Genomic DNA, 23,209 nt, shown 5'->3' on the forward strand with positions numbered 1-23,209 from the left:
TGGGCCGAGTAATCCGTAGCCAACACATAAGCAACTTGAAGTATGAAGGGTATAAACCACCCAACATTAACTCTAAAGAAAATAACCCAACCATGAACGAATTCTCTATAACGTCACAGAACATCCTATCCGCTACCCATAATTCACATTTCGCTAGACTTTTCCGAGAAATCAGAACAGGTATAATCTATATTGTTAATAGTAGAGGTCATTAATTTATGTTTCATGGATTTCCCTTGAATTACACACACCCGGTTTCGGCATCCTGTCGGCTCCGTTTGAATTATTATCGACATAACATGTCAGAAAAGTTATCTCTTCATCCTGTAAAGATAGATATCGCAGATTAATTAGTTTTCTGTTTCTCCCCTGAGTATCAGACGCAGTAATTAATCCTGGCGAATATGACATTTCGTCACGGTAATAAATTAAACATTTCGCTAAATAAAAAACAGCCACAAACTCTTTTAATGACCTAAGCTAATTCTTATTGGTATATAATAAGGGTCTAATCTTATTTTGTATAAAATATCGCATTATGCCGCCTGATGCTATTAACGACGAGGGATTACGGTAACCATAACCAGGGTGATGAATTGTTTCTTTTTGGTTCATCATGGCGCGCTTACTGGTCACGTCTCAGTATCGTCAACAGACGGGGGAGACGTCGCGTTTGCATCGGAAACACAAACGTTAACTGACAGCGAGGCCCGCTTCTGACAAAATAGCGTTATCCCCTTTGACTTGAAGTAACAGATGGAATCTTCTCTCTGATGGCAGCAAAGATTATTGACGGTAAAACGATTGCGCAGCAGGTGCGATCTGAGGTTGCTCAAAAAGTTCAGGCACGCGTCGCAGCAGGTCTTCGCGCTCCCGGCCTGGCTGTGGTGCTGGTCGGCAGCAATCCGGCCTCACAGATTTATGTCGCAAGCAAACGTAAAGCGTGCGACGAAGTGGGGTTCGTCTCCCGCTCCTATGACCTGCCAGAAACCACCAGCGAAGCCGAACTGCTGGCGCTTATCGATACTCTGAATGCAGATAACACGATCGACGGTATTCTGGTGCAGTTGCCTTTACCGGCAGGTATCGACAACGTTAAAGTGCTGGAGCGTATCGCGCCAGATAAAGACGTAGACGGTTTTCATCCTTATAATGTCGGTCGTCTGTGCCAGCGTGCGCCGCGCCTGCGTCCCTGTACGCCCCGCGGTATTGTGACCCTGCTTGAGCGTTACAACATTGATACCTACGGCCTGAATGCGGTGGTCATTGGCGCGTCCAATATCGTTGGACGCCCGATGAGCATGGAGCTGCTACTGGCTGGCTGTACGACTACCGTTACGCACCGCTTTACCAAAGATCTGCGTCACCATGTCGAGCATGCTGATTTGCTCATTGTCGCCGTAGGTAAACCGGGCTTTATTCCCGGCGAATGGATTAAAGAAGGCGCAATTGTGATTGATGTCGGTATTAACCGTCTGGAAAATGGCAAAGTCGTTGGCGACGTCGTGTTTGACGAAGCCGCAGCGCGCGCGTCATACATCACGCCAGTACCGGGCGGCGTCGGCCCGATGACGGTCGCCACGCTTATCGAAAACACGCTGCAGGCGTGCATTGAATATCACGATCCACAAGGAAAATAACATGTCGACATTCTCTTTAGGCAAGCACCCGCACGTCGAGCTGTGCGATCTGCTCAAGCTGGAAGGCTGGAGCGAAAGCGGCGCGCAGGCGAAAATCGCCATTGCCGACGGGTTGGTGAAGGTTGATGGCGCGGCTGAAACGCGTAAACGCTGCAAAATCGTGGCCGGGCAAACGGTAAGTTATGCCGGTCAAAGCGTAAATGTCACCGACTGAGTTGCGTCGGTGAATGCGCCGGATGGCGGCTCATGCCTTATCCGGCCTACTATACAATGAACGGCAGGCCGGATGAGTCGCCTTGCGTCACCCTCCGGCAATACGGCTATTACTTACGCCGCCAGGTGGTGCCCTGCGGGCCATCTTCCAGAATAATACCCATTTCAGCGAGACGATCGCGCGCCGCGTCCGCCGCCGCCCAGTCTTTCGCTTTACGGGCATCCAGACGCTGTTGAATCAAGGCTTCAATTTCCGCGACTTCACCGTCATCCGCCTGCGCGCCGCTTTGCAGGAAAACATCCGGCTCCTGCTCCAGCAGTCCCAGCACGCCGGAAATCTTCCGCAGATGAGACGCCATCGCATTCGCGGCGGTCATATCTTCGCCCTTCAGACGGTTGACTTCACGCGCCATATCAAACAGGACGGAATAGGCTTCCGGCGTATTGAAATCGTCATTCATCGCCTCCACGAAACGCGCTTCAAAGGCCTCGCCGCCCGCCGGGGCCGCTGATTTATCCGTTCCACGCAATGCGGTGTATAACCGCTCCAGCGAGGCGCGCGCCTGCTTGAGGTTCTCTTCGCTGTAGTTCAGTTGGCTACGGTAATGCCCGGACATCAGGAAGTAGCGCACGGTTTCCGCATCGTAGTATTTCAGCACGTCGCGCACGGTAAAGAAGTTGCCCAGCGATTTGGACATCTTCTCGCGATCCACCATCACCATACCGGAGTGCATCCAGTAGTTGACGTATTCGCCGTCATGCGCGCAGGTAGACTGGGCAATCTCGTTTTCATGGTGCGGGAACATCAGATCGGAACCGCCGCCGTGAATATCAAAATGGTGGCCCAACTGCTTGCAGTTCATTGCCGAACATTCAATGTGCCAACCCGGACGCCCTTCGCCCCACGGCGACGGCCAGCTCGGCTCGCCCTCTTTCGACATTTTCCACAGCACGAAGTCCATCGGATTACGCTTCACGTCAACGACATCTACGCGCGCGCCCGCCTGAAGCTGCTCAAGATCCTGACGGGAAAGCTGCCCATAAGTCGGATCGGTCGGTACATCGAACATCACATCGCCGTTATCCGCCACATAGGCGTGCCCTTTCTCGATTAAGGTGCGGGTGAGCTCGATAATTTCCTGAATATGGTGCGTCGCACGCGGCTCGCTGTCCGGACGCAGAATATTCAGCGCGTCGAAGTCCTGATGCATTTCCGCAATCATTCTGTCGACCAGCGCGACAAAACTTTCGCCGTTTTCATTGGCGCGTTTAATAATTTTATCGTCGATATCGGTAATGTTACGCACATACTTCAGCTTATAACCGAGAAAACGCAAATAGCGCGCGACAACGTCAAAAGCGACAAACGTGCGTCCGTGGCCAATGTGGCAGAGATCGTAAACGGTGATACCACACACGTACATGCCGACTTCCCCGGCATGAATGGGTTTGAATTCCTCTTTTTGGCGCGTCAGTGTATTAAAAATTTTTAACATCGAAGATTCCGTATAGACGTGTGTGGGTAATTAGGTGTGTATAATACTCATAATTCAACCTTGAAGCAGCACACTTTGCAAGGTGATCGCAGCTTACGGTTATGCTATAACAAGCCCCTATATGTGCCCTATTGCGGGCTAAAGCACCACTCTCTTGGAACAGGATGCAAAAATGGTTACTTTCCACACTAATCACGGCGATATCGTAATCAAAACCTTTGATGATAAAGCGCCTGAAACAGTTAAAAACTTCCTGGACTACTGCCGCGAAGGTTTTTACAACAACACCATTTTCCACCGTGTAATTAACGGTTTTATGATTCAGGGCGGCGGCTTTGAGCCGGGCATGAAACAGAAAGCCACCAAAGAGGCGATCAAAAACGAAGCCAACAATGGTCTGAAAAATACCCGTGGTACGCTGGCAATGGCGCGTACTCAGGCACCACACTCGGCTACCGCGCAATTCTTCATCAACGTGGCAGACAACGACTTCCTGAACTTCTCCGGCGAAAGTCTACAGGGCTGGGGCTACTGCGTCTTTGCGGAAGTCGTAGAAGGTATGGACGTGGTAGATAAAATCAAAGGCGTCGCCACTGGCCGTAGCGGTATGCACCAGGACGTACCAAAAGAAGACGTCATCATTGAAAACGTGACCGTCAGCGAGTAATCGTGGCGACACTGTTTATTGCAGACTTGCATCTGCAAACGGAAGAACCGGCGATCGTCGCCGGTTTTCTGCGTTTTTTAGATGTAGAAGCCCGTCAGGCCGACGCGCTGTATATTCTTGGCGATCTCTTCGAAGCCTGGATTGGCGACGACGACCCCAACCCGCTACATCGTGAGATAGCCGCCGCCATCAAAGCGGTGGTGAATGTTGGCGTTCCCTGCTTCTTTATTCATGGTAATCGCGACTTCCTGATTGGCAAACGCTTTGCCCGCGAAAGCGGCATGATTCTACTGCCGCAGGAAAAGGTGCTCGACCTGTATGGCCGCAACGTGTTGATTATGCACGGCGATACGCTTTGTACCGATGATGCCGGTTATCAGGCGTTTCGCGCCAAAGTCCATAATCCGTGGGTTCAACGACTGTTCCTTACCCTGCCGCTGTTTATCCGCCGCCGTATCGCCGCCAGAATGCGCGCCGGCAGTAAAGCCGCCAACAGCAGCAAATCGCTGGATATTATGGACGTCAATGCGCAGACCGTCGTCGCCGAAATGGAAAAACACCGCGTACAGTGGCTGGTTCACGGTCACACCCACCGCCCGGCAGTGCATGAACTTTCCGTCAACGACCAGCCCGAGTTCCGCGTGGTGTTAGGCGCATGGCATCATGAAGGTTCAATGGTAAAAGTCACGCCGGACAACGTTGAGTTAATCGCCTTCCCCCTGTAAATGTTCGTCGAATCGTCCGTTACGGCGCACACGCAACCGTTTTCCTTGCCTGATTATCATGCTATTCTTTGACACCTCAAAAGCAGCGTGTCCCGCACCACAGGAGTTTTAAGACGCATGTCTTCCCGCAATAATCCGGCGCGTGTCGCCATCGTGATGGGGTCCAAAAGCGACTGGGCTACCATGCAATTCGCCGCCGAAATTTTTGAAATTCTGGATGTCCCGCACCATGTAGAAGTGGTTTCCGCTCATCGCACCCCCGATAAGCTGTTCAGCTTCGCCGAAACGGCGGAAGAGAACGGATATCAAGTGATTATTGCCGGCGCGGGCGGCGCGGCACACCTGCCGGGAATGATTGCGGCAAAAACGCTGGTCCCGGTGCTCGGCGTGCCGGTACAAAGCGCTGCGCTAAGCGGCGTGGATAGCCTTTACTCCATTGTGCAGATGCCGCGCGGCATTCCGGTGGGTACGCTGGCGATCGGTAAAGCCGGTGCGGCTAACGCCGCCCTGCTGGCAGCGCAGATTCTGGCGCAACACGACGCGGAACTGCATCAGCGCATCGCCGACTGGCGCAAAGCGCAAACCGATGAAGTTCTGGAAAATCCCGATCCGCGGGGGACGCTATGAAGCAAGTTTGCGTTCTCGGCAACGGACAACTGGGCCGAATGCTGCGCCAGGCGGGCGAACCGCTGGGTATCGCCGTCTGGCCGGTTGGTCTGGATGCAGAGCCTACCGCCGTGCCGGTACAGCAGAGCGTCATTACCGCAGAGATTGAGCGCTGGCCGGAAACCGCGCTTACCCGCGAGCTGGCGCGCCACCCAGCCTTCGTCAATCGCGATGTATTTCCGATCATCGCCGACCGTCTGACACAAAAACAGCTTTTCGATAAACTGGGACTCGCGACCGCGCCGTGGCAACTGCTGACCAGCGCCGACGAGTGGTCCGGCATCTTTGACCGTCTGGGCGAACTGGCGATTATTAAGCGTCGCGTTGGCGGCTACGACGGTCGCGGGCAGTGGCGTCTACGCGCGGACGAAACCGGGCAACTGCCGGATGACTGCTATGGCGAATGTATTGTTGAGCGCGGTATCCATTTTTCCGGCGAAGTGTCGTTAGTCGGCGCGCGCGCTCATGACGGCAGTACCGTGTTTTACCCGCTGACGCACAATTTGCATCAGGACGGCATCTTGCGGACCAGCGTCGCGTTCCCACAGGCGAACGCCGAACAGCAGGAGCAGGCGGAATCGATGCTGTCAGCAATTATGCAGGCGCTGAACTACGTCGGCGTAATGGCGATGGAATGTTTTATCACGCCGGAAGGCTTGTTAATCAATGAACTGGCACCGCGCGTGCATAACAGCGGACACTGGACGCAAAATGGCGCCAGCATCAGTCAGTTTGAATTGCATTTGCGCGCGATTACCGGCCTGCCGTTGCCCGCGCCGGTGATTAACGCCCCGTCGGTGATGATCAACCTGATCGGCAGCGAGCTGAATTACGACTGGCTGAAGCTGCCGCTGGTACATCTGCACTGGTATGATAAAGCGGTACGTCCGGGGCGAAAAGTCGGCCATCTGAATCTGACCGACAGCGATACGTCACGTCTTAGCGCCACCCTGGAAGCGCTCTCTCCGCTCCTGCCGGGCGAATACGCCAGCGGCATTATCTGGGCGCAAAGTAAGCTTAAATAAACAGCGTGGGCGGCGCATTCTCTGTCGCCGCCCGTCGCGATCACAGACAGATGCAGGTTCCCGCTCTGCCCGCCAGGGTATCGTCAATACGCGACAGCGCGCCAATCCATGCCGGCTTTCCGCACCGCTTCACATACCCGCTTACCGCGGTCACCTTCGGCCCCATCGCGCCATCGGCTTTGGCAAACGGCGCCAGCTCATCGGGCGAAGCCTGACGAATAGCGCGCTGCTGCGGCGTTCCCCAATGTTCATACACCGCATCCGCATCCGTCAAAATGATCAAACCATCAGCCGCTATCTGCTCCGCCAGCAATGCCGCCGCCAGGTCTTTATCTATCACCGCCTCGACCCCTTCGCCCTCACCGGCAACAGGAACCCCGCCACCGCCGCTGCAAATCACCACATGGCCCTCTTTTAGCAATAACTCAATAGCGGCGCTTTCGATAATCTGACGCGGCGCCGGGGAAGCGACGACACGGCGCAGATATTTTCCATCACGTTTCATATGCCAGCCATAAGTCGCTTCCAGCGCCATTTGCTCTTCTGGCGAATAAACGGGACCGATAAACTTTTCCGGTTCAAGAAAAGCAGGATCGTCCGCCGATACCTTTATCCGCGTTAATACCGCAGTCACCGGCGGCATATCGGGTTCAAGCGCCAGACGCTGCGCCAGCATATAGCCGATCATTCCCTGACTTTCCGCTACCAGCACATCCAGCGGATAAGGCTCAACGGCTTTCCAGGCAAGGTTCTGTAAAGCCAACAAGCCGACCTGGGGGCCGTTGCCATGTACTATCGCCAGCCGATACGAGCGGGCAAGTCGCGCCAGCGCAGGCACCGCGTCGGCAATATTGCGATATTGATTCTCTGCCGTTAGCGCTTCTCCGCGCTGCAATAATGCGTTGCCGCCAAGAGCAACTACCAACGTTTTCATTCCCTATCCTTTTACTATTTGTTGTCCAAGCCAGAACCCCAGCAGCGTATCCGCGCCAGAGGTGTGCCCCAGCGCCAGCAGTCCGTCAATCGCCGTTTCTGTGCGAGCATCTCGTCGCAGCGCATGAATAAAGTGGAGTAAAGGCGACGCGAAATAACCCATAGCCGCATAGCGTAAATAGCTAACGCTCACGAGCGTCGTCGCCCGATCAAGGCTGCCGGATTGGGCAAAAAAATTACGCCCGGCGCGTTCATCTATGGCGCCAAAATACCAGGCCGCCAGCAACATTCCCGTCAGCGTGTCGTCATGACTGGGCGTTAAGCCCGGCCCTTTACCCAGCCATAGCCGCCAGTCAGTCGCAGCACCTGCAAGCGCCGACTGAAAGCAGTGACAAAACTGGCGAAGTTCCGGACATAGAGGCTGGGCTGCGGCGACGGTTAACGGCCCAAACAGCCCCGTCTCCTCACTACGCTGCATGTACGTCGCGTTAAGACGCGGCGACGCAAGATAGCGTGGAACCCGCAGCGAACAGCGCCTCTCCGGCTCGCATAAAAGAAACTCGCCAATCTGAATACCGGCAGCGGTTGACTGCGGTTTTTCGCCATCGGTGAGCACATCGCGCAATGCGTCAAAATCGCCGCCGCGCAGTATCCACCCTCCCGGACTGAAGCCGCTCCCCCGACGGTGAAGCGTTAATAACTCACCGCTTTTCGCCACAAAATTAATAGAGCGACGCCATACCCCTGACATCTGCCAGGGTTGCCGATAATCCGCCGATTGTCGGCTTGCCATAAGAGGATGGATACATTTCATGAGACGCTCTCTTAACTTACGCCCATGCTTTCCGCCAGCGCTTCCAGCGCCTGCTCGAAACAGGCCAGCGGCGCACGGACGGTTCCCGCGCCAATCTGGCCAATCCCCGCCTCTTTATGCGCGATACCCGTGTTAATCAGCGGCGTAATTCCGGTCTCGACCACGCGGCGGATATCCAGTCCCAGACAGGCCCCCTGAAAATCCCAGCCGGGGATTTGTAGCTGCATGTTGCGTTCGAGATAAATTTCAGCCATCTCTTCAGAAACAGATTTCGCCGCTTCCATTCCCCCGGCACCGACAAAACGCGTTACGCCAGGCGCGGCAATCATCGCTGCGCCGCCAATACCAAACGTTTCAGTAATGGCGCTGTCGCCCATGTCCGGGTTGGCCTGATCCTGCGAAAAACCGGTAAAAAATAGCCCCTGTGGCGTATTAACAGGCGCGGTGAACCAACGGTCGCCCAGACCGCTAACCCGAATACCAAACATATCGCCATTGCGGGTCATCGCCGTCACAATACTGCCGGCGCGAATCTGCGCGCCCGCGTCCATGGCGGCTTTACAGTAGGCCATCGCCAGATTAAGGAAGAATTGATCGGTGACGCTCAGAAAATCCATCACTTCCGCTATCTGCTGCTTATCGTGTTCCAGACGGGCGATATGCGGCGCCAACGTGCGCATCAGCAATGCGGAAGAGGCGATATTGCGCTGGTGGAATTCATCTCCCATCGTAATGCCCTGCGCCATCATTGCGGTCAGGTCGAGGCCCCGCTCCAGACGTCCCAGCGCTGCGCTTAATACCGGCATCAGCACATCACGCATCCAGCGCAAACGTTGCTGAACATCCTCGCCATAGGCGCCGAAACGCATCACTTTGCCGATCCCTTCGTTGAGATTGCAGTACGCGCGATTGCCATCGGTGATATTTTCCACGACCAGCATCGGCATACTGGCTGAGGTAATACCGCCCATCGGCCCCACAGCGTTAACGTGATGGCAGGGAATAAAGTTGACCTTTCCCTGCTCTAACAGCGCGAGCGCGCTCATTTCATCTTTGGCCCATCCTTCAAACAGGCACGCGCCGATACAGGCACCTTTCATCGGGCCGGTCATCTCTTGCCAGCGCATCGGCGGCCCGGCATGAAGAAGCGTTTTCCCCTGATTGAGCACGCTAATTAATGAAGAAGCTGGCTTCACATCCAGCCAGTGCGGACGTGCGCGACGAATTTGTTCGATGACTGCAGCGTTGGCTTGCGCCACTGATGTAAACATGGGAACCCCTTATTGCAAACGTTCTAACAGACGAGCCAGTTTTTTATTACCGCCAGCGACAGGTGCCCACAGGTAGTGCACCACGGGCATACCGGCAGCCTGTAAATCCAGCGCGAAGCTACGTAACCCGGCATTAATCACCGCCACCGCTTCCAGTAACCGGGGAGCTGATGGATGAGTGGAAGAGAGAGTGGGTCGAATCAGTTCCGCGGCCAACAGAGTGGCTTCGGGAAGAGAATCCACTACCGTGATGCCGGCATCTTCGAGCGCGGCGATTTGTTGCGAGCGGCACTGAGGATCGCGTTCCGTTCCGGTGACGGTTGCGATGGCGAACAGCGGCTGGTCGCCGGCGCGTGCGGCGTATGCCTTCTGCCAGGCCTGAATCAGCGATGCGGCGGGATCGGCGGTCGCGCCAAAACCAATAACGACGTCCACTAATAACACGCGGACCTGCGGCTGTGCGCCAAGCCCGGCGATAAGCTGATTACGTAACGCCGGGTCAATCATCGGATGTGGTCGCCCAACGGTATAAAAGTCATCGCCCAGATCGATAATCTGGTGGCCGTCAGCGTCAAGCATCATGCCATGGTGATGTTCCGTATCCGTCGCGACGCCCAGATAGCCGGCCAGCAGCCCCGCCGCTTCCGCCGCCAGCGTTCCGCCGGTATAGAGGCCACGAATCACGCCGCCTGTTGAAACCATTTCTTTACGCTGCGACGTCACGCGAGACAATAAACATGCCAGGCGGGCGGCTTCATCCAGCGTCGAGGCAAACCAGACATTTTCCTCACGCGCAACGGGGGAGGAAAACCCTAAGAACAGCGCTACAACGGGTTTCCCGGTGGCTTTCATCGCCGCGATAATATGCTGACGAACCGCATCGGCAGGCGGTTTGGAGACAAAGGCCAGCACCTGGCTCTTTTCATCCGCGCTGAGTATCTCCAGTGCCGTTAGCGCGCTGATCCCGCCGACCTCGGCGCTCAAATCGCGTCCGCCAAGCCCGATGGCATGGGTAATCCCTTCCCCCGCCAGCGCAATCTGTGAACAGAGCTCCTGAATACCGGTGCCGGAAGCGCCAATCACCCCGATGTTGCCCTCTGGCATGACGTTAGCGAAAGCCAGCGGCGTGTTGGCGATCATAGCGGTGCCGCAATCCGGCCCCATGACCAGCAGTCCTTTATCACGCGCCCGGCGTTTTAGTCTGATTTCATCGTCCAGCGTGACATTATCGGAGAAGATCATCACGTTCAACGAACGATCCAGCGCCTGCTCCGCCAGTTCCGTCGCATATTCGCCGGCCACCGACACCAGCGCCAGATTCGCCTCTGGCAGTTTCTGACAGGCGCTTTCCCAGCGTCTGACCTGAATTAACGACTGGCTGCCGCTGCTTCCCTGCGCCAACTGCTGCAATGCTTCTTCGAGCTGTTGCACAATCACTTGCGTAATGCCGTCATCTACCGCTTCGGTACGAATCGCCACGCAAATGTCATTGGGCGTAGCGCCATGAAAATCGTCATGCCAGAAACCGGTAGTTTCCAGCAGCGACTTATTCGCAGGCGTTCCCATCATTACCGATACATCATCAACATTTTCGGACTCACTCAGCTTTCGAGAAATAATCATTAAGCTAACAGAGTCCTGAAAACACCCTTTTTTAATAAAGGCGTGGATCATAACAACTCCTTAATAATTGCACCCATTGCAATTGCACGAGCAGTGTTAATGTGCGCTTCACGGTATATATCCGGGAGGGTAAATAGAGTGATTAACGTCACATCAAGTTTATTAACAAAAGAATTCAAACAACGGCTAAAGGATTAGTTATGATTTTCTAAAAAAGCTTTTTATTTAAGCAAAAAGATAAAACCCGCCTGATTATCAAATAAATTCTAATTATATTTTTTTGCCTGTCTGGATCACATAATCATTTTATTTTCCCGGTATGTTAATCGCAGTCATGCTTCACACCGTCGTTAAAAAGGAAGACAGATGAAAATCAGTCGGGAAACACTCCATCAGCTTATCGAAAATAAGCTTTATAAAGCTGGACTAAAACGTGAGCACGCCGCCATCGTCGCCGACGTACTGGTTTATGCAGATGCCAGAGGTATTCACTCACATGGCGCCGTACGCGTTGAATATTATGCCGAACGAATTTCAAAAGGCGGCACCAACCGAGAGCCGACGTTCCGCATTGAGAATACCGGTCCCTGTACGGCGATACTGCATGCCGATAATGCTGCCGGGCAGGTCGCAGCCAAAATGGGAATGGAGCATGCTATTGAAATAGCCAAAAAAAATGGCGTCGCGGTTGTCGGCATTAGCAGAATGGGCCATAGCGGCGCCATCTCTTATTTCGTCCGCCAGGCTGCTCGCGAAGGCCTGATTGGTCTGTCTATCTGTCAGTCCGATCCTATGGTCGTGCCGTTTGGCGGGGCGGATATTTACTATGGCACTAATCCGCTGGCCTTTGCCGCGCCGGGCGAAGGCGAGGACATCATTACCTTTGATATGGCCACCACCGTGCAGGCCTGGGGAAAAGTCCTCGATGCACGGTCCCGCAATGAGTCCATTCCGGAGAGTTGGGCCGTCGATAAAAACGGCGCGCCGACACATGATCCTTTTGCCGTCAATGCGTTATTACCCGCCGCAGGCCCGAAAGGTTACGGCCTGATGATGATGATCGATATTCTGTCCGGTATTCTGCTGGGGCTGCCGTTTGGCCGCCAGGTCAGTTCGATGTATGAAGATTTACACGCCGGACGCAATTTAGGACAACTTCATCTGGTCATTAATCCGGCGTTCTTTTCTTCCTGTGAATTATTCCGCAAACATATTAGTCAGACCATGCAGGAACTCAATTCCGTGAAGCCCGCCCCCGGTTTTAAACAGGTTTATTATCCTGGACAGGATCAGGATATTAAACAGAAAAATGCCGATATGAATGGTATCGATATTGTTGATGATATTTATCAATATCTGATTTCCGATGCCCTCTATCTCAAGTCATACGAAACAAAAAATCCCTTTGCCCAATAATTATTGAAACAGGAATTTTCTATGATAAAGCATTTTCGCCACGCGATAGAAGAAACATTGCCCTGGCTCTCTTCCATTGGAGCCGATCCTACGGGTGGAATGACGCGTTTACTTTATTCGCCTGAGTGGCTGGAAACACAGCAGCAGTTTAAAAAGCGAATGGCAGAAAGCGGTCTGGAAACACGCTTTGATGACGTCGGAAATTTATATGGCCGCCTTTGCGGCACACAATTTCCGGAGCAGGTGATTTTAAGCGGTTCGCATATTGATACGGTCGTCAACGGCGGCAATCTGGACGGGCAATTCGGCGCGCTTGCCGCCTGGCTGGCGCTCGACTGGCTAAAAGCGACCTACGGCGCGCCGCTGCGCACCGTCGAGGTAGTGTCAATGGCTGAGGAAGAAGGCAGCCGTTTCCCTTACGTTTTTTGGGGCAGCAAGAACATTTTTGGCCTGGCGAATCCTGAAGAGGTACGCCATATCCAGGACGCCAAAGGCACAGGCTTTGTCGACGCTATGCAGGCGTGCGGATTTACCCTTCCCGCCGCGCCGCTCGCTGCGCGAACCGATATCCGCGCCTTTGTTGAATTGCATATTGAGCAAGGCTGCGTTCTGGAGAGCAACGGACAGTCGATTGGCGTTGTCAACGCCATCGTCGGGCAACGTCGCTACACGGTGACGCTCAACGGTGAGTCCAACCATGCAGGCACAACGCCAATGGGCTATCGTCGCGATACGGTGCATGCCTTCAGTCGTATTTGCAGTCAGTCCATTGAAAAAGCCAAACAGCATGGCGATCCCCTGGTATTAACGTTTGGCAAAGTTGAGCCGCAGCCGAATACGGTCAATGTTGTCCCTGGAAAAACCACATTTACAATCGATTGCCGGCATACGGACGCCGCGGTACTTCGCGAATTTACCGAACAGTTGGAAAACGATATGCGCGCAATCTGCGATGAAATGGATATCAGCATCGATATCGATTTGTGGATGGACGAAGCGCCGGTGCCGATGAACGCCGAACTGGTCGCGGCCCTCACCAGGCTGTGTGAAACCGAACAACTGAACTATCGCATAATGCATAGCGGCGCAGGTCATGACGCGCAAATTTTCGCGCCGCGCGTCCCTACCTGTATGATTTTCGTCCCCAGCATTAATGGTATCAGCCATAACCCGGCGGAACGTACCAACATTAATGACCTTGCTGAAGGGGTCAAAACTCTGGCATTAATGCTGCATCAACTTGCCTGGCAAAAATAAGGAGCCATCAATGGGATATCTGAATAACGTCACGGGTTACCGCGATGATTTACTGGCGAACCGCGCCATTGTGAAACACGGTAACTATGCGCTCTTAACGCCGGACGGTCTGGTGAAAAATATTATTCCCGGCTTTGAAGACTGTGACGTCACCATCCTTTCGACGCCGAAGCTGGGTGCTTCTTTCGTCGATTATCTGGTCACCTTACATCAGAATGGCGGCAACCAGCAGGGCTTTGGCGGCGAGGGGATTGAAACTTTTCTCTATGTCATTGCGGGAAATATTGAAGCTAAAGTAGAAGGAAAAACATTCTCTTTAACCCAGGGCGGATACCTCTATTGTCCACCGGGCGAGATGATGACCTTTAGCAACGCTCAAACGGAAGACAGCCAGCTATTTTTATATAAACGCCGCTATACTCCTGTCGAGGGTCATGCCCCGTGGTTGGTTTCCGGCAATGCCAGCCAGCTGGAGCGTATTCATTATGAAGGCATGGAAGATGTTATTCTGCTGGATTTCCTGCCTAAAGAGCTGGGCTTCGATATGAATATGCATATTCTGTCGTTCGAACCGGGCGCCAGCCACGGCTATATTGAAACCCACGTCCAGGAACATGGCGCTTATATCCTTTCCGGCCAGGGAGTTTATAACCTCGACAACAACTGGGTGCCGGTGAAAAAAGGCGACTACATTTTCATGGGCGCTTATTCCCTGCAGGCCGGATACGGTGTAGGTCGTGGCGAAGCATTCAGCTACATCTACTCCAAAGACTGTAACCGCGACGTTATGATTTAACGGCGGGCAGCCCTCCTGATTATTTTTAATTTAGCTATGTTGGATTTTGCCACGGTGAGAACCGTGGCTTTTTTTATGCTTAACGAGTCCCGATATTCTGGCCAAGTTTGATGACGCGGGCAATATTACAGGCGCTGTGGTAGAGATTTTGTTCACCGTTCGCCAGAACTTCCGGCAAAGGCGCCAGCCGCGGCAAAATACTGAATACTGCATCAATACCGTGGCGATGGACCACCTCCACGCCGTCTCCCAGTACGCCGGCAATGCCGATAACCGGGACATGATGCCGTTTCGCCACTGACGCGACGCCTATCGGCGCTTTTCCTCCCGCCGTTTGCGAGTCGATTCGCCCTTCTCCGGTAATCACCAGCGAGGCCTCTTTTACCGCCTCCTCCAGCTTCACCGCCTGCATAACAATCTCAATACCGGGCTTCATTTCCGCTTCCAGAAAGACGATAGCGGCAATCCCCATTCCTCCGGCCGCGCCACCGCCCGGTATTTGAGACATGTCGCGTCCGGTCAGGGCATGTAAGACACGGGCATAATTACGCAATCCATTTTCCAGCGTCTCGACCATTTCAGGCGTTGCCCCTTTCTGCGGACCGAATACCGCCGCCGCGCCGCGTGGCCCCACCAACGGGTTATCAACATCACAGGCAACCTCAATACGACACTCTGAAATTCGCGGATCGCACCCCTGCAGATCAATGCTCGCCAGGCGCGATAAATTGCCCCCTCCGGCGCCAAGCGGCGTTCCCTGCGCGTCCAGAAAACGCACACCGAGCGCCTGCGCTACTCCCATTCCGCCATCCACCGTGGCGCTGCCGCCGATACCCAGAATAATATGGCGAATCCCCGCGTCCAGGGCGTGACGAATCAATTCGCCGGTGCCGAAACTGGATGCCAGCAGCGGATTACGCGCCTCTGGCGCCACCAGCATCAATCCGCTCGCCGCCGCCATTTCAATAATCGCCGTTTTGCCGTCGCCGGTCAGGCCATAAAATCCGTTTACTTTTTCCCCCATCGGCCCGCTAACGTCCACAGAAACCCGTTTCCCGCCGGTCGCAGCCACCATCGCGTCCACGGTTCCTTCTCCACCATCGGCGATCGGTAAACAAACATAGCGCGCATCAGGAAATACGGTTGAAAATCCCGCTTTAATAGCCTGACAGCATTTATCAGCGCTTAAGCTCTCTTTGAATGAATCTGGCGCAATTACAATCTTCATCATGTCTCCTTGTTTTCTCACGTTATTTAATGCGTTCCCACGGAATAAGATTTTCCATAAGCACTGCCAGTAAGATTCCCACCAGTAATCCGTTGCTAAGCAAAGGACGAATCATCAGTGGAAGATCCTGTAAATAGACCGGAGGAAGCCCCATCAAAAAAATGCCGACAAAAAGCGGTAACGCCAGGCGATAAATATTCCGCGCGGTAAATGTAATTTGCTGGCTAAAAACCAAACCGGAATAAAGTAAAGGTAAATAAGAGACCAGCATAACGGCGCTGCTGATCGCCAGTGGAATAGCGCAAAATAAGCGGGTTAACGGCGTTATAATGGCAACCAGCAGACACAGCGCGCTACCGCAGATAAAAGATTTGCGAGAACTGTCGCCGGTTTGCGTTAATAAACCAATGGAAGATACAAAAGGCGAAAAAGGCACGACCGCGAAAGGCACCGTCACTAACGTCATCAGTCCGGAAATCATAAAGCTTCGGCGATAACGAGAACTGCCCGACCCTTGATGCAGATAAAAGATATCGGTACCGCGGATGGCGCCGTAAGTGTTGCTGATGTTGACTAGCCCCGTCATCACCGCCGTCACAATAATACCCGGCATCAGCGTGCCGTGGCTGCCCAGCGGAAACCATCGCCAGCTTAATTCACCTGGCGGTAAGTGTGATGAAGGAAAGCATAACCGCCATAGCCCCCACCCGACCACGGTCCCTACCAGTAACGCGTAACGGGAGATACGCTGCTGCAGGAAAATAATCATCGCGAGGATAAAACACATCACCGCGACCGCCAGCCCAAAGGGGGCCAATTTGATTCTGGCGCTGGTATCGGCAATGCCAAAAGGCAGCCCCAGCATGCCTTTAAAAAATATTGAGGTCAGTTGCGCGCCCAAAAGCAGCATGAAAAAAACCATTACCGCCGGCGTAAACAGGCGAGCCAGACGGTGTCCTAAGCCGCTAATGCCGATAAATATCGTCACCATCGCGGAGATCGCGATCCCGACCGACAGGCTGGAGGCGATATCGTTCAGCGGCGTGCCGCGAGACGCCTCGCCAAGCGTAATCGTAAGAATAGCGCCCCACCACAACCCTGTCGGCCCTTCCATAATGGCCCGATGATGGCCGCAAAATGCCTGAACCAGGCAGGCCAACGCGGTGGTCAAAAAAGCGTATTGTGTGAGCATTAACAGGTTATCAGCGGGAAGATGAAAAGCGGACAGCAAGGTAGGGGGAACCACAACCGTGTTACAGAAAATAAAGAAAAACCACTGAAAGCCGGACAATACACTTTCGCGGTTAATAACAGGGAACATATCCACACCTTAAAATAGAGAATGCCCGTCGTGACGACGGGCATTAAATCACACCGGATTACTGCTGATGTTTAAGGATAAACTGACCTTTTGGCGGCACAGGGAAGCCATGCTCGATGTCATAAATAACATCGCCGCGCAAAATCGTTTTGGTAATACGCGCGCCAATAGTACGGCCAACATACGGACTGACTTTATGGCGATATTCCAGGTCTTCATTTTTCAGAACATAGCTACTGTCAGGCTGAATAAAGACCAGGTCAGCATCTTTGCCGGGGGCAATACGTCCTTTATGTTTCAGACCAAAAATATCGGCGGCGTTGGTCGCCATTAATTTGCCAAACATCGGCAACGACATACCGCGTTTTTGCACCGCTTCATCAAACATGACGTCCATGCAGTTTTGCAGTCCGGCAATTCCGCCCCATGCTTGCATGATATTGCCTGCTTTCATTTCCGGAGGGCATGGAGAGTGGTCGGATACCAGGCAGTCGATTTCGCCGTTAAACAGTTTTTCCCACATCTCTTTCTGGTTTTCCTGGTCGCGAATTGGCGGAGAACATTTTGCCAGGGTGCCAATCTCTTCGAACTGATCGGTATCGAGGACAAAATAGTGCGGGCACGATTCACAGGTGACATCCTGACCTTCCTGACGCGCGCGCGTTACTTCCTCTACACCCTCCGGGCTGCTGATATGGCAAACGTGCAGACGGCAACCTGCCGCTTTCGCCAGATACAGCACGCGACGAATGGCTTCCACTTCAGTAAATACCGGACGTGAGGCGACATAATCATGCGCCGTTACGCGTCCTTCGCGTTTAGCTTCTTCGCCCAGCTCATCGCAAATCAGAGCATTTTCGCAATGTACCAGTACCGTCTGGTCCATCTCCCCCAGTTTCTGCGCGCCTTTGTAAAACTGCCAGTCATTAACGTCGCGAAAATCATTATCGATGCCACGATCGCCGCAGGTGGCGACAAAGCACTTGAAGCCGACAACGCCCACTTCGTCCAGCTCATGCAGCCGATCCAGGTTATAAGAGACCAAACCGCCCAACTGCGCGGCGTCGATGGTCAACTTACCTTTCGCCGCGTCAAACTTGAGTTCAATCGTCTCACGATCGACCGTCGCCGGCAGCTGATTGAGCGGCATCTCAATCATCGTGGTAATACCGCCTTTCGCCGCCGCGCGCGTACCGGTTTCATAGCCTTCCCAGTGGGTACGGCCCGGTTCAGAAATGTGGGTATGCGCGTCAACCATGCCCGGCGAAACGATCAATCCCGTCGCATCCAGCACATTTTTCGCTTCCCCCAGGTTTTCGCCAATCGCGGCGATTTTTCCGCCCTGGACGGCGATATCGATAACTCTCGCTTCGTTTTCTAAGATGACAGTACCGTTTTTAATAATTAAATCAAAAGACATAACAAACTCCTTGTATGGATACAGATAGTTTTTAAATAGCGCACACTTCATTAAATACGCTTAATGCTTTTTCAATATTTAACCTGCGAGTTTTTGCTCTCCTGTATTTTCAAAACCCGTGCGTTTCTTCAATAGCGCATAAGCAACGAACGCAACTATTACGCCTACAAACCAGGACACGCGGGATAAAGGCTCCATAAATGGTATAAACTTGCCGCCTAATGACAGAATGACTGCGACCAGGGTGACTGAAAATGCAGTCAGGTTAAATCCATTATCATAATATTTGTAATCACCGCTGGCGGTGTACAGCTCATCAAGATTAATTTTTCCACGCATTACCACAAAATAATGAGCTAACATTACGCCGATTACCGGGCCAAGCATACCGCCGATAATATCAAGGAACAGATAAATACTGTCCTGACTCTCCATTAATTTCCATGGGCAGATCAGTAGACTGATAATACTGGCAATCATTACGCCATTTTTATAGTTAAGCTTTGTCGGGGCAAGTGCCGCAATTTGATACCCCGCAGGTATAATATTACCGGTGGCGTTGGTTGAAATTGTCGTCATCAGAATCACCAGCACCGCAAAGAATGAAGCAAACAGGCTGTCCCAGCGCTGCACAATATCCAGCACGTTCCAGGTATCCATACCATAATGAATACTGGCTCCAGCAATAATGCACACGCTGGCTACGGCGAATAATATATACGCTACGATAAGCCCCAATGTTTGTCCCAATGCCTGAGCGCGAAATGAATGCGCGTTTTGCGTGAAATCGGACGCGCTTACCGCTGGCGCAGCCCAGACGGCGACTACGGCGTTAATCACCACCAGGAACAGAAAGCCGCTGTGCTCTGCTTTTTGCACGCCTGAAGGCAGATAGTCCAGAATCGGGCCAATGCCGACCAGCGATATTGCCCAAATAGCCATGCCGCCAAAGACAATGTAAATACATGGATTGAGGATAGCGGTAAATTTATTTAATACTTTACCACCGCCAAAACCGATGCCAACGTTAATAATCCAAAAAATGAGAAAAGTAATTAGCCCTGGCAGTGAAAGACCCAACAGCTTGAAATCTCCGCCTAATGTCAGAAATCCTGGCCAGATCTTCCCAATCAAAATAAGAAATGCCAGCGATCCCGCGTAACACTGCAAGCCGAACCACATGATTGCCGCGATTCCCCCTCGCAATAATCCTGGGAATAGCGCGCCGCGGACGCCGTAAGAACCTCGCAATATCATAGCAAAAGGAACGCCATATTTGCTGCCTGCCGCGCCATTCATTACCATCGCTGCCGCAATAAATAATGCGCTGATAATAATGGCCAACATGATATTAAATGTTGATAGCCCCAGTATAAAAAAACCGCCGACCATAACGTAATTTGGCACGTTATGTACAGATCCCATCCATAAGGTGAAATAATTAAATGCTTTCCAGTTTCGTTGGGTTTCTGTTTTAGGTAATAAGTCTTCGCTATAACCGCGCTGCTGATATAGCTCTCTTTGATGTTCCATAAATCCCTCTTTTCACGCATCGGATAACGTTGTTATGGGTTTAGCTATGAGGAACAAATAAATATAAAATAAAGAATTAATAGATATAATTATTTTTAAGCTGAAGCAATACGTTGTGTTGCTTTCTTTTTATATAATGTAACGGCAGCAAAGATCAGCGTTCCGGTAACCACTAAACATGCTGAAATCACAAAACTGATCTCCTTCGACCCCGTTACATCCGAAATAAATCCGGTCAACGTTGGGGCGACAACCGCCGAACTCATGCCAAAGAAATTAAAAAGGCTGAAAGCTCTTCCCAGACTTTTTGCCGAAGCCTGTTCAGATACAAAGGAGATCAGGATCGGGTCTACTGCCATTTTCCCCAGCAAGCCGTATAGCGTCAGGCTGACCATCAGCATCGTGGTATTCGGGGACAAAACCGTAAACGCCAACATTGCTGCCGCCACAATTTCCAGACCGAGAATAACCTTAACTTTACTGTTACGGAATTTATCTGACAGATGGCTAAAAAATAACGCTCCCGGTACGCCAACCACCGCTACCAGCGCTGATGCCAGCCCGATAGCTCCGCCATCAAATCCTCTTTCAGTCTGTAGATAAGAGGGCAGCCAGGTCACTATCAAATAATAACCGTAGCAGGTACAGAAATAGAGGAAGTAAACGCTACACAATAAACCAGAGAATAAAGGCGCGCGTTTCTCATCTTCCGTAACGGTTTGGGTTTGCTTTTCCGCTTGCGCAGAGTCGCTTTTGGCTTTACCGCGAATGATCAGCGTAAAGACGCACAGCATGATTACTAATATCGCGGCCACGATATACAGTACATTTTGCCAGGCCATGCTCATGTTTTTTACTAATACGCTGGAACCGATTAAGCCAATCCCCATCCCTATAGCCGACCCACTGTTGATAATCGCGTTGGCTAATGCCCGACGGGCCTGCGGCACGTTTGCCGAAGAGAGTGAATAAGCCGAGCTAAAGAAAGAAGCGCATCCGCCACCTGCCATTAGCGACCCTATATAGATCATGGTCAGGCCATTGGCTTTCGCGATACAGAGTGTACCAATAATAAATAGCGTAAATCCGGCCATCAGCATGATTTTTTGACCGAATTTATCGACCAATATTCCGCAAGGAATTTGCATACTGCAGTAAGCAAAAAAGTAAAAACTTGCAATAGCGCCTATTTCTGCATTACTTACATTGTCTAAAGATGCCTGAATTTCTGGATAAATTGGCGTAAGCACGGTGCGATAGATCCAAATCGCTACCCAGCCCAGACTCATTACGACAACAATTTGTTTCCAGTAATCAATCCCGGATTTTTTAGTTTCACTCATGTTCTTCACCTTTACAGAGTGTTCCTTGTGAACAGGTATCGCTGCAGCCGCAGCGATACACATAATTAGGACAATTTATGATTGGCCATTAATTCCAGCGCCTGCACCATTGCCGAATGATCAAGCTGGCTCCCGCCATTTGCCGCACAGGTATTGAATAATTCCTGGCAGGTCGCCGTATTCGGTAAATTCAGCGCCAGCGCTTTTGCGCTTTGCAATGCAAGATTAAGGTCTTTCTGATGAAGCGCGATTTTGAAACCAGGCTCGAACGTCCGGTTGATCATCCGCTCGCCGTGAACTTCCAGAATGCGTGAAGAGGCGAACCCGCCCATTAACGCCTGGCGCACGCGTACCGGATCGGCACCTGCTTTTGCAGCAAACACTAAGGCTTCAGAAACCGCTTCAATATTCAGCGCAACAATAATTTGGTTAGCCACCTTACAGGTTTGCCCATCCCCATTGCCGCCCACCAGGGTGATATTTTTTCCCAGGATGTCAAAGAGCGGTTTAACGCGGTCAAAGACTTTCTGCTCGCCGCCGACCATAATCGACAGAGTGCCTTCACGCGCCCCGATTTCGCCCCCGGAAACCGGGGCATCCAGGTAATCAGCGCCCATTTCATTAACGCGCTGGGCAAAACGTTTGGTTTCGATAGGAGAAATAGAACTCATATCGACGATGGTTTTTCCCTGAAGCGATGTTTTAGCGCAACCGTGTTCGCCAAATAACACCTCTTCAACCTGCGGCGTATCCGGCACCATTATGAAGATGATGTCTGCAAATTCAGTTACCTGACGTGCAGTCTCAACATTTACCGCCCCCAGCGAGAGCAGTTCGTCCGCGACCGGACCAATAGTCGTAACGTGTAATTGATGACCGGCGCGTGCCAGATTGATAGCCATTGGCGAGCCCATAATTCCCAGGCCAATAAATCCCAGTTTCATATACAACCTCTTTTATTGCTTTCGGTGTTTCCAGATTCAGGCAACACAATCCCCTTCCAACACAGTGGAAAAAAAGCGCTGCCCGAATTATTCTGCGTTTTAACGGTACTGATTAATCCACAATAATCCCGCTTCCGTGGTAGTCAGTGGTTTATATTCACAGCCAACCCAGCCATCATAATCAGACTGTTTAATGACATTAAAAATAAAGTCATAATTGATTTCCCCGGTCCCCGGCTCGCCGCGACGCGGGTTATCAGCAATTTGTAAATGGCCTATTTTATCGGCCCATGCCGTCATGGTTTGCGTTAATTCCCCTTCCATGCGTTGCATGTGATAAATATCATACTGAATTTTGATATTATCGCTGCCGATATCCTTAATTAATGCTAACGCCTGTTGAGTGCCGGTGAGATGGAATCCCGGCATATCAAAGTGATTAATAGGTTCGATAAGTAATAAAATGTCTTCTTTCGCCAGCATATTTGCCGCATAGCGCAGGTTTTCGACCAACGTGTCGTGGATCTCCGTTGCGGAGCATCCTGACGGCGTTTTACCCACCAGACAATTTATTTTCTTATTGCCTAACGCACGTGCATAGCGGATTGCGGCCGCTACGCCATCGCGAAACTCTTCTTCACGCCCAGGAATACAGGCAATTCCACGTTCGCCAGCCGCCCAGTCGCCAGCCGGTAAATTATGTAACGTATGTTCCAGATTATTATCCCTGAGCTTACGTTTTAACACTTCGATGTCGTTATCGTAGGGAAACATGAATTCCACGCCGCAAAATCCCGACAACGCCGCTTTATCAAAGCGTTCCAGGAAATCATATTCCGTAAACAGCATAGAAAGATTGGCAGAGAAACGTAACATCG

21 protein-coding genes are annotated in these 23,209 nt (G+C 52.1%); 9 read left to right on the forward strand and 12 right to left on the reverse strand.

Annotated features, from left to right (window positions below):
* Window positions 1-773: 773 nt before the first annotated feature.
* Both folD and ybcJ read left to right on the forward strand, forming a co-directional pair.
* Window positions 774-1,640, forward strand: coding sequence for a bifunctional methylenetetrahydrofolate dehydrogenase/methenyltetrahydrofolate cyclohydrolase FolD (folD, locus tag ACLD4K_RS16395; protein ID WP_000729165.1), 867 nt, complete (start codon window positions 774-776; stop codon window positions 1,638-1,640).
* 1 nt (window position 1,641) lies between these two features.
* Complete coding sequence (gene ybcJ / locus ACLD4K_RS16400) at window positions 1,642-1,854, forward strand: ribosome-associated protein YbcJ (protein ID WP_183059514.1); 213 nt, start codon at window positions 1,642-1,644, stop codon at window positions 1,852-1,854.
* A gap of 109 nt (window positions 1,855-1,963) precedes the next feature.
* Here ybcJ and cysS read toward each other — a convergent pair whose 3' ends face one another.
* Window positions 1,964-3,349, reverse strand: coding sequence for a cysteine--tRNA ligase (gene cysS, locus ACLD4K_RS16405; protein ID WP_411012159.1), 1,386 nt, complete (start codon window positions 3,347-3,349; stop codon window positions 1,964-1,966).
* 172 nt (window positions 3,350-3,521) lie between these two features.
* On the opposite strand from cysS, the gene ppiB reads away from it, so the two are divergent.
* The 4 genes from ppiB to purK all read left to right on the forward strand — a co-directional run bounded on the left by ppiB (window position 3,522) and on the right by purK (window position 6,432).
* Window positions 3,522-4,016, forward strand: a complete 495-nt coding sequence (ppiB, locus tag ACLD4K_RS16410; protein ID WP_000255991.1) for a peptidylprolyl isomerase B — start codon at window positions 3,522-3,524, stop codon at window positions 4,014-4,016.
* Between the two features lie 2 nt (window positions 4,017-4,018).
* Complete coding sequence (lpxH, locus tag ACLD4K_RS16415) at window positions 4,019-4,741, forward strand: UDP-2,3-diacylglucosamine diphosphatase (protein ID WP_411012160.1); 723 nt, start codon at window positions 4,019-4,021, stop codon at window positions 4,739-4,741.
* 117 nt (window positions 4,742-4,858) lie between these two features.
* A complete protein-coding gene (purE, locus tag ACLD4K_RS16420) occupies window positions 4,859-5,368 on the forward strand; it encodes a 5-(carboxyamino)imidazole ribonucleotide mutase (protein ID WP_000098736.1) in 510 nt (169 codons plus the stop codon).
* Complete coding sequence (gene purK, locus ACLD4K_RS16425) at window positions 5,365-6,432, forward strand: 5-(carboxyamino)imidazole ribonucleotide synthase (RefSeq protein WP_000815601.1); 1,068 nt, start codon at window positions 5,365-5,367, stop codon at window positions 6,430-6,432. The genes purE and purK overlap by 4 nt, the downstream gene beginning before the upstream one ends.
* 40 nt (window positions 6,433-6,472) lie before the next feature.
* Here purK and ACLD4K_RS16430 read toward each other — a convergent pair whose 3' ends face one another.
* The 4 genes from ACLD4K_RS16430 to ACLD4K_RS16445 are packed head-to-tail and all read right to left on the reverse strand — an operon-like array spanning window position 6,473 to window position 11,124.
* Window positions 6,473-7,366, reverse strand: coding sequence for a carbamate kinase (locus ACLD4K_RS16430; protein ID WP_000855337.1), 894 nt, complete (start codon window positions 7,364-7,366; stop codon window positions 6,473-6,475).
* Between the two features lie 3 nt (window positions 7,367-7,369).
* Complete coding sequence (locus ACLD4K_RS16435) at window positions 7,370-8,179, reverse strand: DUF2877 domain-containing protein (protein ID WP_017465363.1); 810 nt, start codon at window positions 8,177-8,179, stop codon at window positions 7,370-7,372.
* Between the two features lie 11 nt (window positions 8,180-8,190).
* Complete coding sequence (locus ACLD4K_RS16440) at window positions 8,191-9,450, reverse strand: DUF1116 domain-containing protein (protein WP_000495330.1); 1,260 nt, start codon at window positions 9,448-9,450, stop codon at window positions 8,191-8,193.
* Between the two features lie 9 nt (window positions 9,451-9,459).
* The gene (locus tag ACLD4K_RS16445) at window positions 9,460-11,124 is read right to left on the reverse strand and encodes an acyl-CoA synthetase FdrA (RefSeq protein ID WP_411012161.1); all 1,665 of its coding nucleotides are present in this window, start codon (window positions 11,122-11,124) and stop codon (window positions 9,460-9,462) included.
* A gap of 315 nt (window positions 11,125-11,439) precedes the next feature.
* Here ACLD4K_RS16445 and allD point away from each other — a divergent pair, with 315 nt between their 5' ends.
* Genes allD through allE form a run of 3 tightly spaced genes read left to right on the forward strand, consistent with a single transcriptional unit; the run spans window position 11,440 to window position 14,542 of the window.
* Window positions 11,440-12,489: an ureidoglycolate dehydrogenase AllD gene (allD, locus tag ACLD4K_RS16450; protein ID WP_411012162.1), complete on the forward strand. Its 1,050-nt coding sequence runs from the start codon at window positions 11,440-11,442 to the stop codon at window positions 12,487-12,489.
* 21 nt (window positions 12,490-12,510) lie between these two features.
* Entirely contained in the window at window positions 12,511-13,746 is a 1,236-nt protein-coding gene (allC, locus tag ACLD4K_RS16455; RefSeq protein ID WP_000589769.1) for an allantoate deiminase, read from the forward strand.
* A 10-nt stretch (window positions 13,747-13,756) separates the two neighbouring features.
* Entirely contained in the window at window positions 13,757-14,542 is a 786-nt protein-coding gene (gene allE / locus ACLD4K_RS16460; RefSeq protein WP_411012163.1) for a (S)-ureidoglycine aminohydrolase, read from the forward strand.
* A 79-nt stretch (window positions 14,543-14,621) separates the two neighbouring features.
* On the opposite strand, the gene glxK is transcribed toward allE, so the two are convergent.
* The 7 genes from glxK to gip form a co-directional block, all read right to left on the reverse strand.
* A complete protein-coding gene (gene glxK, locus ACLD4K_RS16465) occupies window positions 14,622-15,770 on the reverse strand; it encodes a glycerate 3-kinase (RefSeq protein WP_023138422.1) in 1,149 nt (382 codons plus the stop codon).
* 22 nt (window positions 15,771-15,792) lie between these two features.
* Window positions 15,793-17,091: a uracil/xanthine transporter gene (locus tag ACLD4K_RS16470; protein WP_411012164.1), complete on the reverse strand. Its 1,299-nt coding sequence runs from the start codon at window positions 17,089-17,091 to the stop codon at window positions 15,793-15,795.
* A 58-nt stretch (window positions 17,092-17,149) separates the two neighbouring features.
* Window positions 17,150-18,511, reverse strand: coding sequence for an allantoinase AllB (gene allB / locus ACLD4K_RS16475; RefSeq protein ID WP_411012165.1), 1,362 nt, complete (start codon window positions 18,509-18,511; stop codon window positions 17,150-17,152).
* Between the two features lie 78 nt (window positions 18,512-18,589).
* A complete protein-coding gene (locus tag ACLD4K_RS16480; RefSeq protein WP_411012166.1) occupies window positions 18,590-20,044 on the reverse strand; it encodes an allantoin transporter in 1,455 nt (484 codons plus the stop codon).
* Window positions 20,045-20,139: 95 nt separating this feature from the next.
* On the reverse strand, window positions 20,140-21,387 hold the full coding sequence (locus ACLD4K_RS16485; protein ID WP_061377223.1) for an MFS transporter: 1,248 nt from the start codon (window positions 21,385-21,387) through the stop codon (window positions 20,140-20,142).
* Between the two features lie 65 nt (window positions 21,388-21,452).
* A complete protein-coding gene (glxR, locus tag ACLD4K_RS16490) occupies window positions 21,453-22,331 on the reverse strand; it encodes a 2-hydroxy-3-oxopropionate reductase (RefSeq protein ID WP_411012167.1) in 879 nt (292 codons plus the stop codon).
* Window positions 22,332-22,430: 99 nt separating this feature from the next.
* Window positions 22,431-23,207 carry a hydroxypyruvate isomerase Gip gene (gene gip, locus ACLD4K_RS16495; RefSeq protein ID WP_411012168.1) on the reverse strand — a complete coding sequence of 259 codons (777 nt, stop codon included), beginning with the start codon at window positions 23,205-23,207 and terminating at the stop codon, window positions 22,431-22,433.
* Window positions 23,208-23,209 lie beyond the last annotated feature (2 nt).

This window comes from Salmonella sp. 741265055_HSA (genome assembly GCF_046569525.1).
GTDB lineage: Bacteria > Pseudomonadota > Gammaproteobacteria > Enterobacterales > Enterobacteriaceae > Salmonella > Salmonella enterica.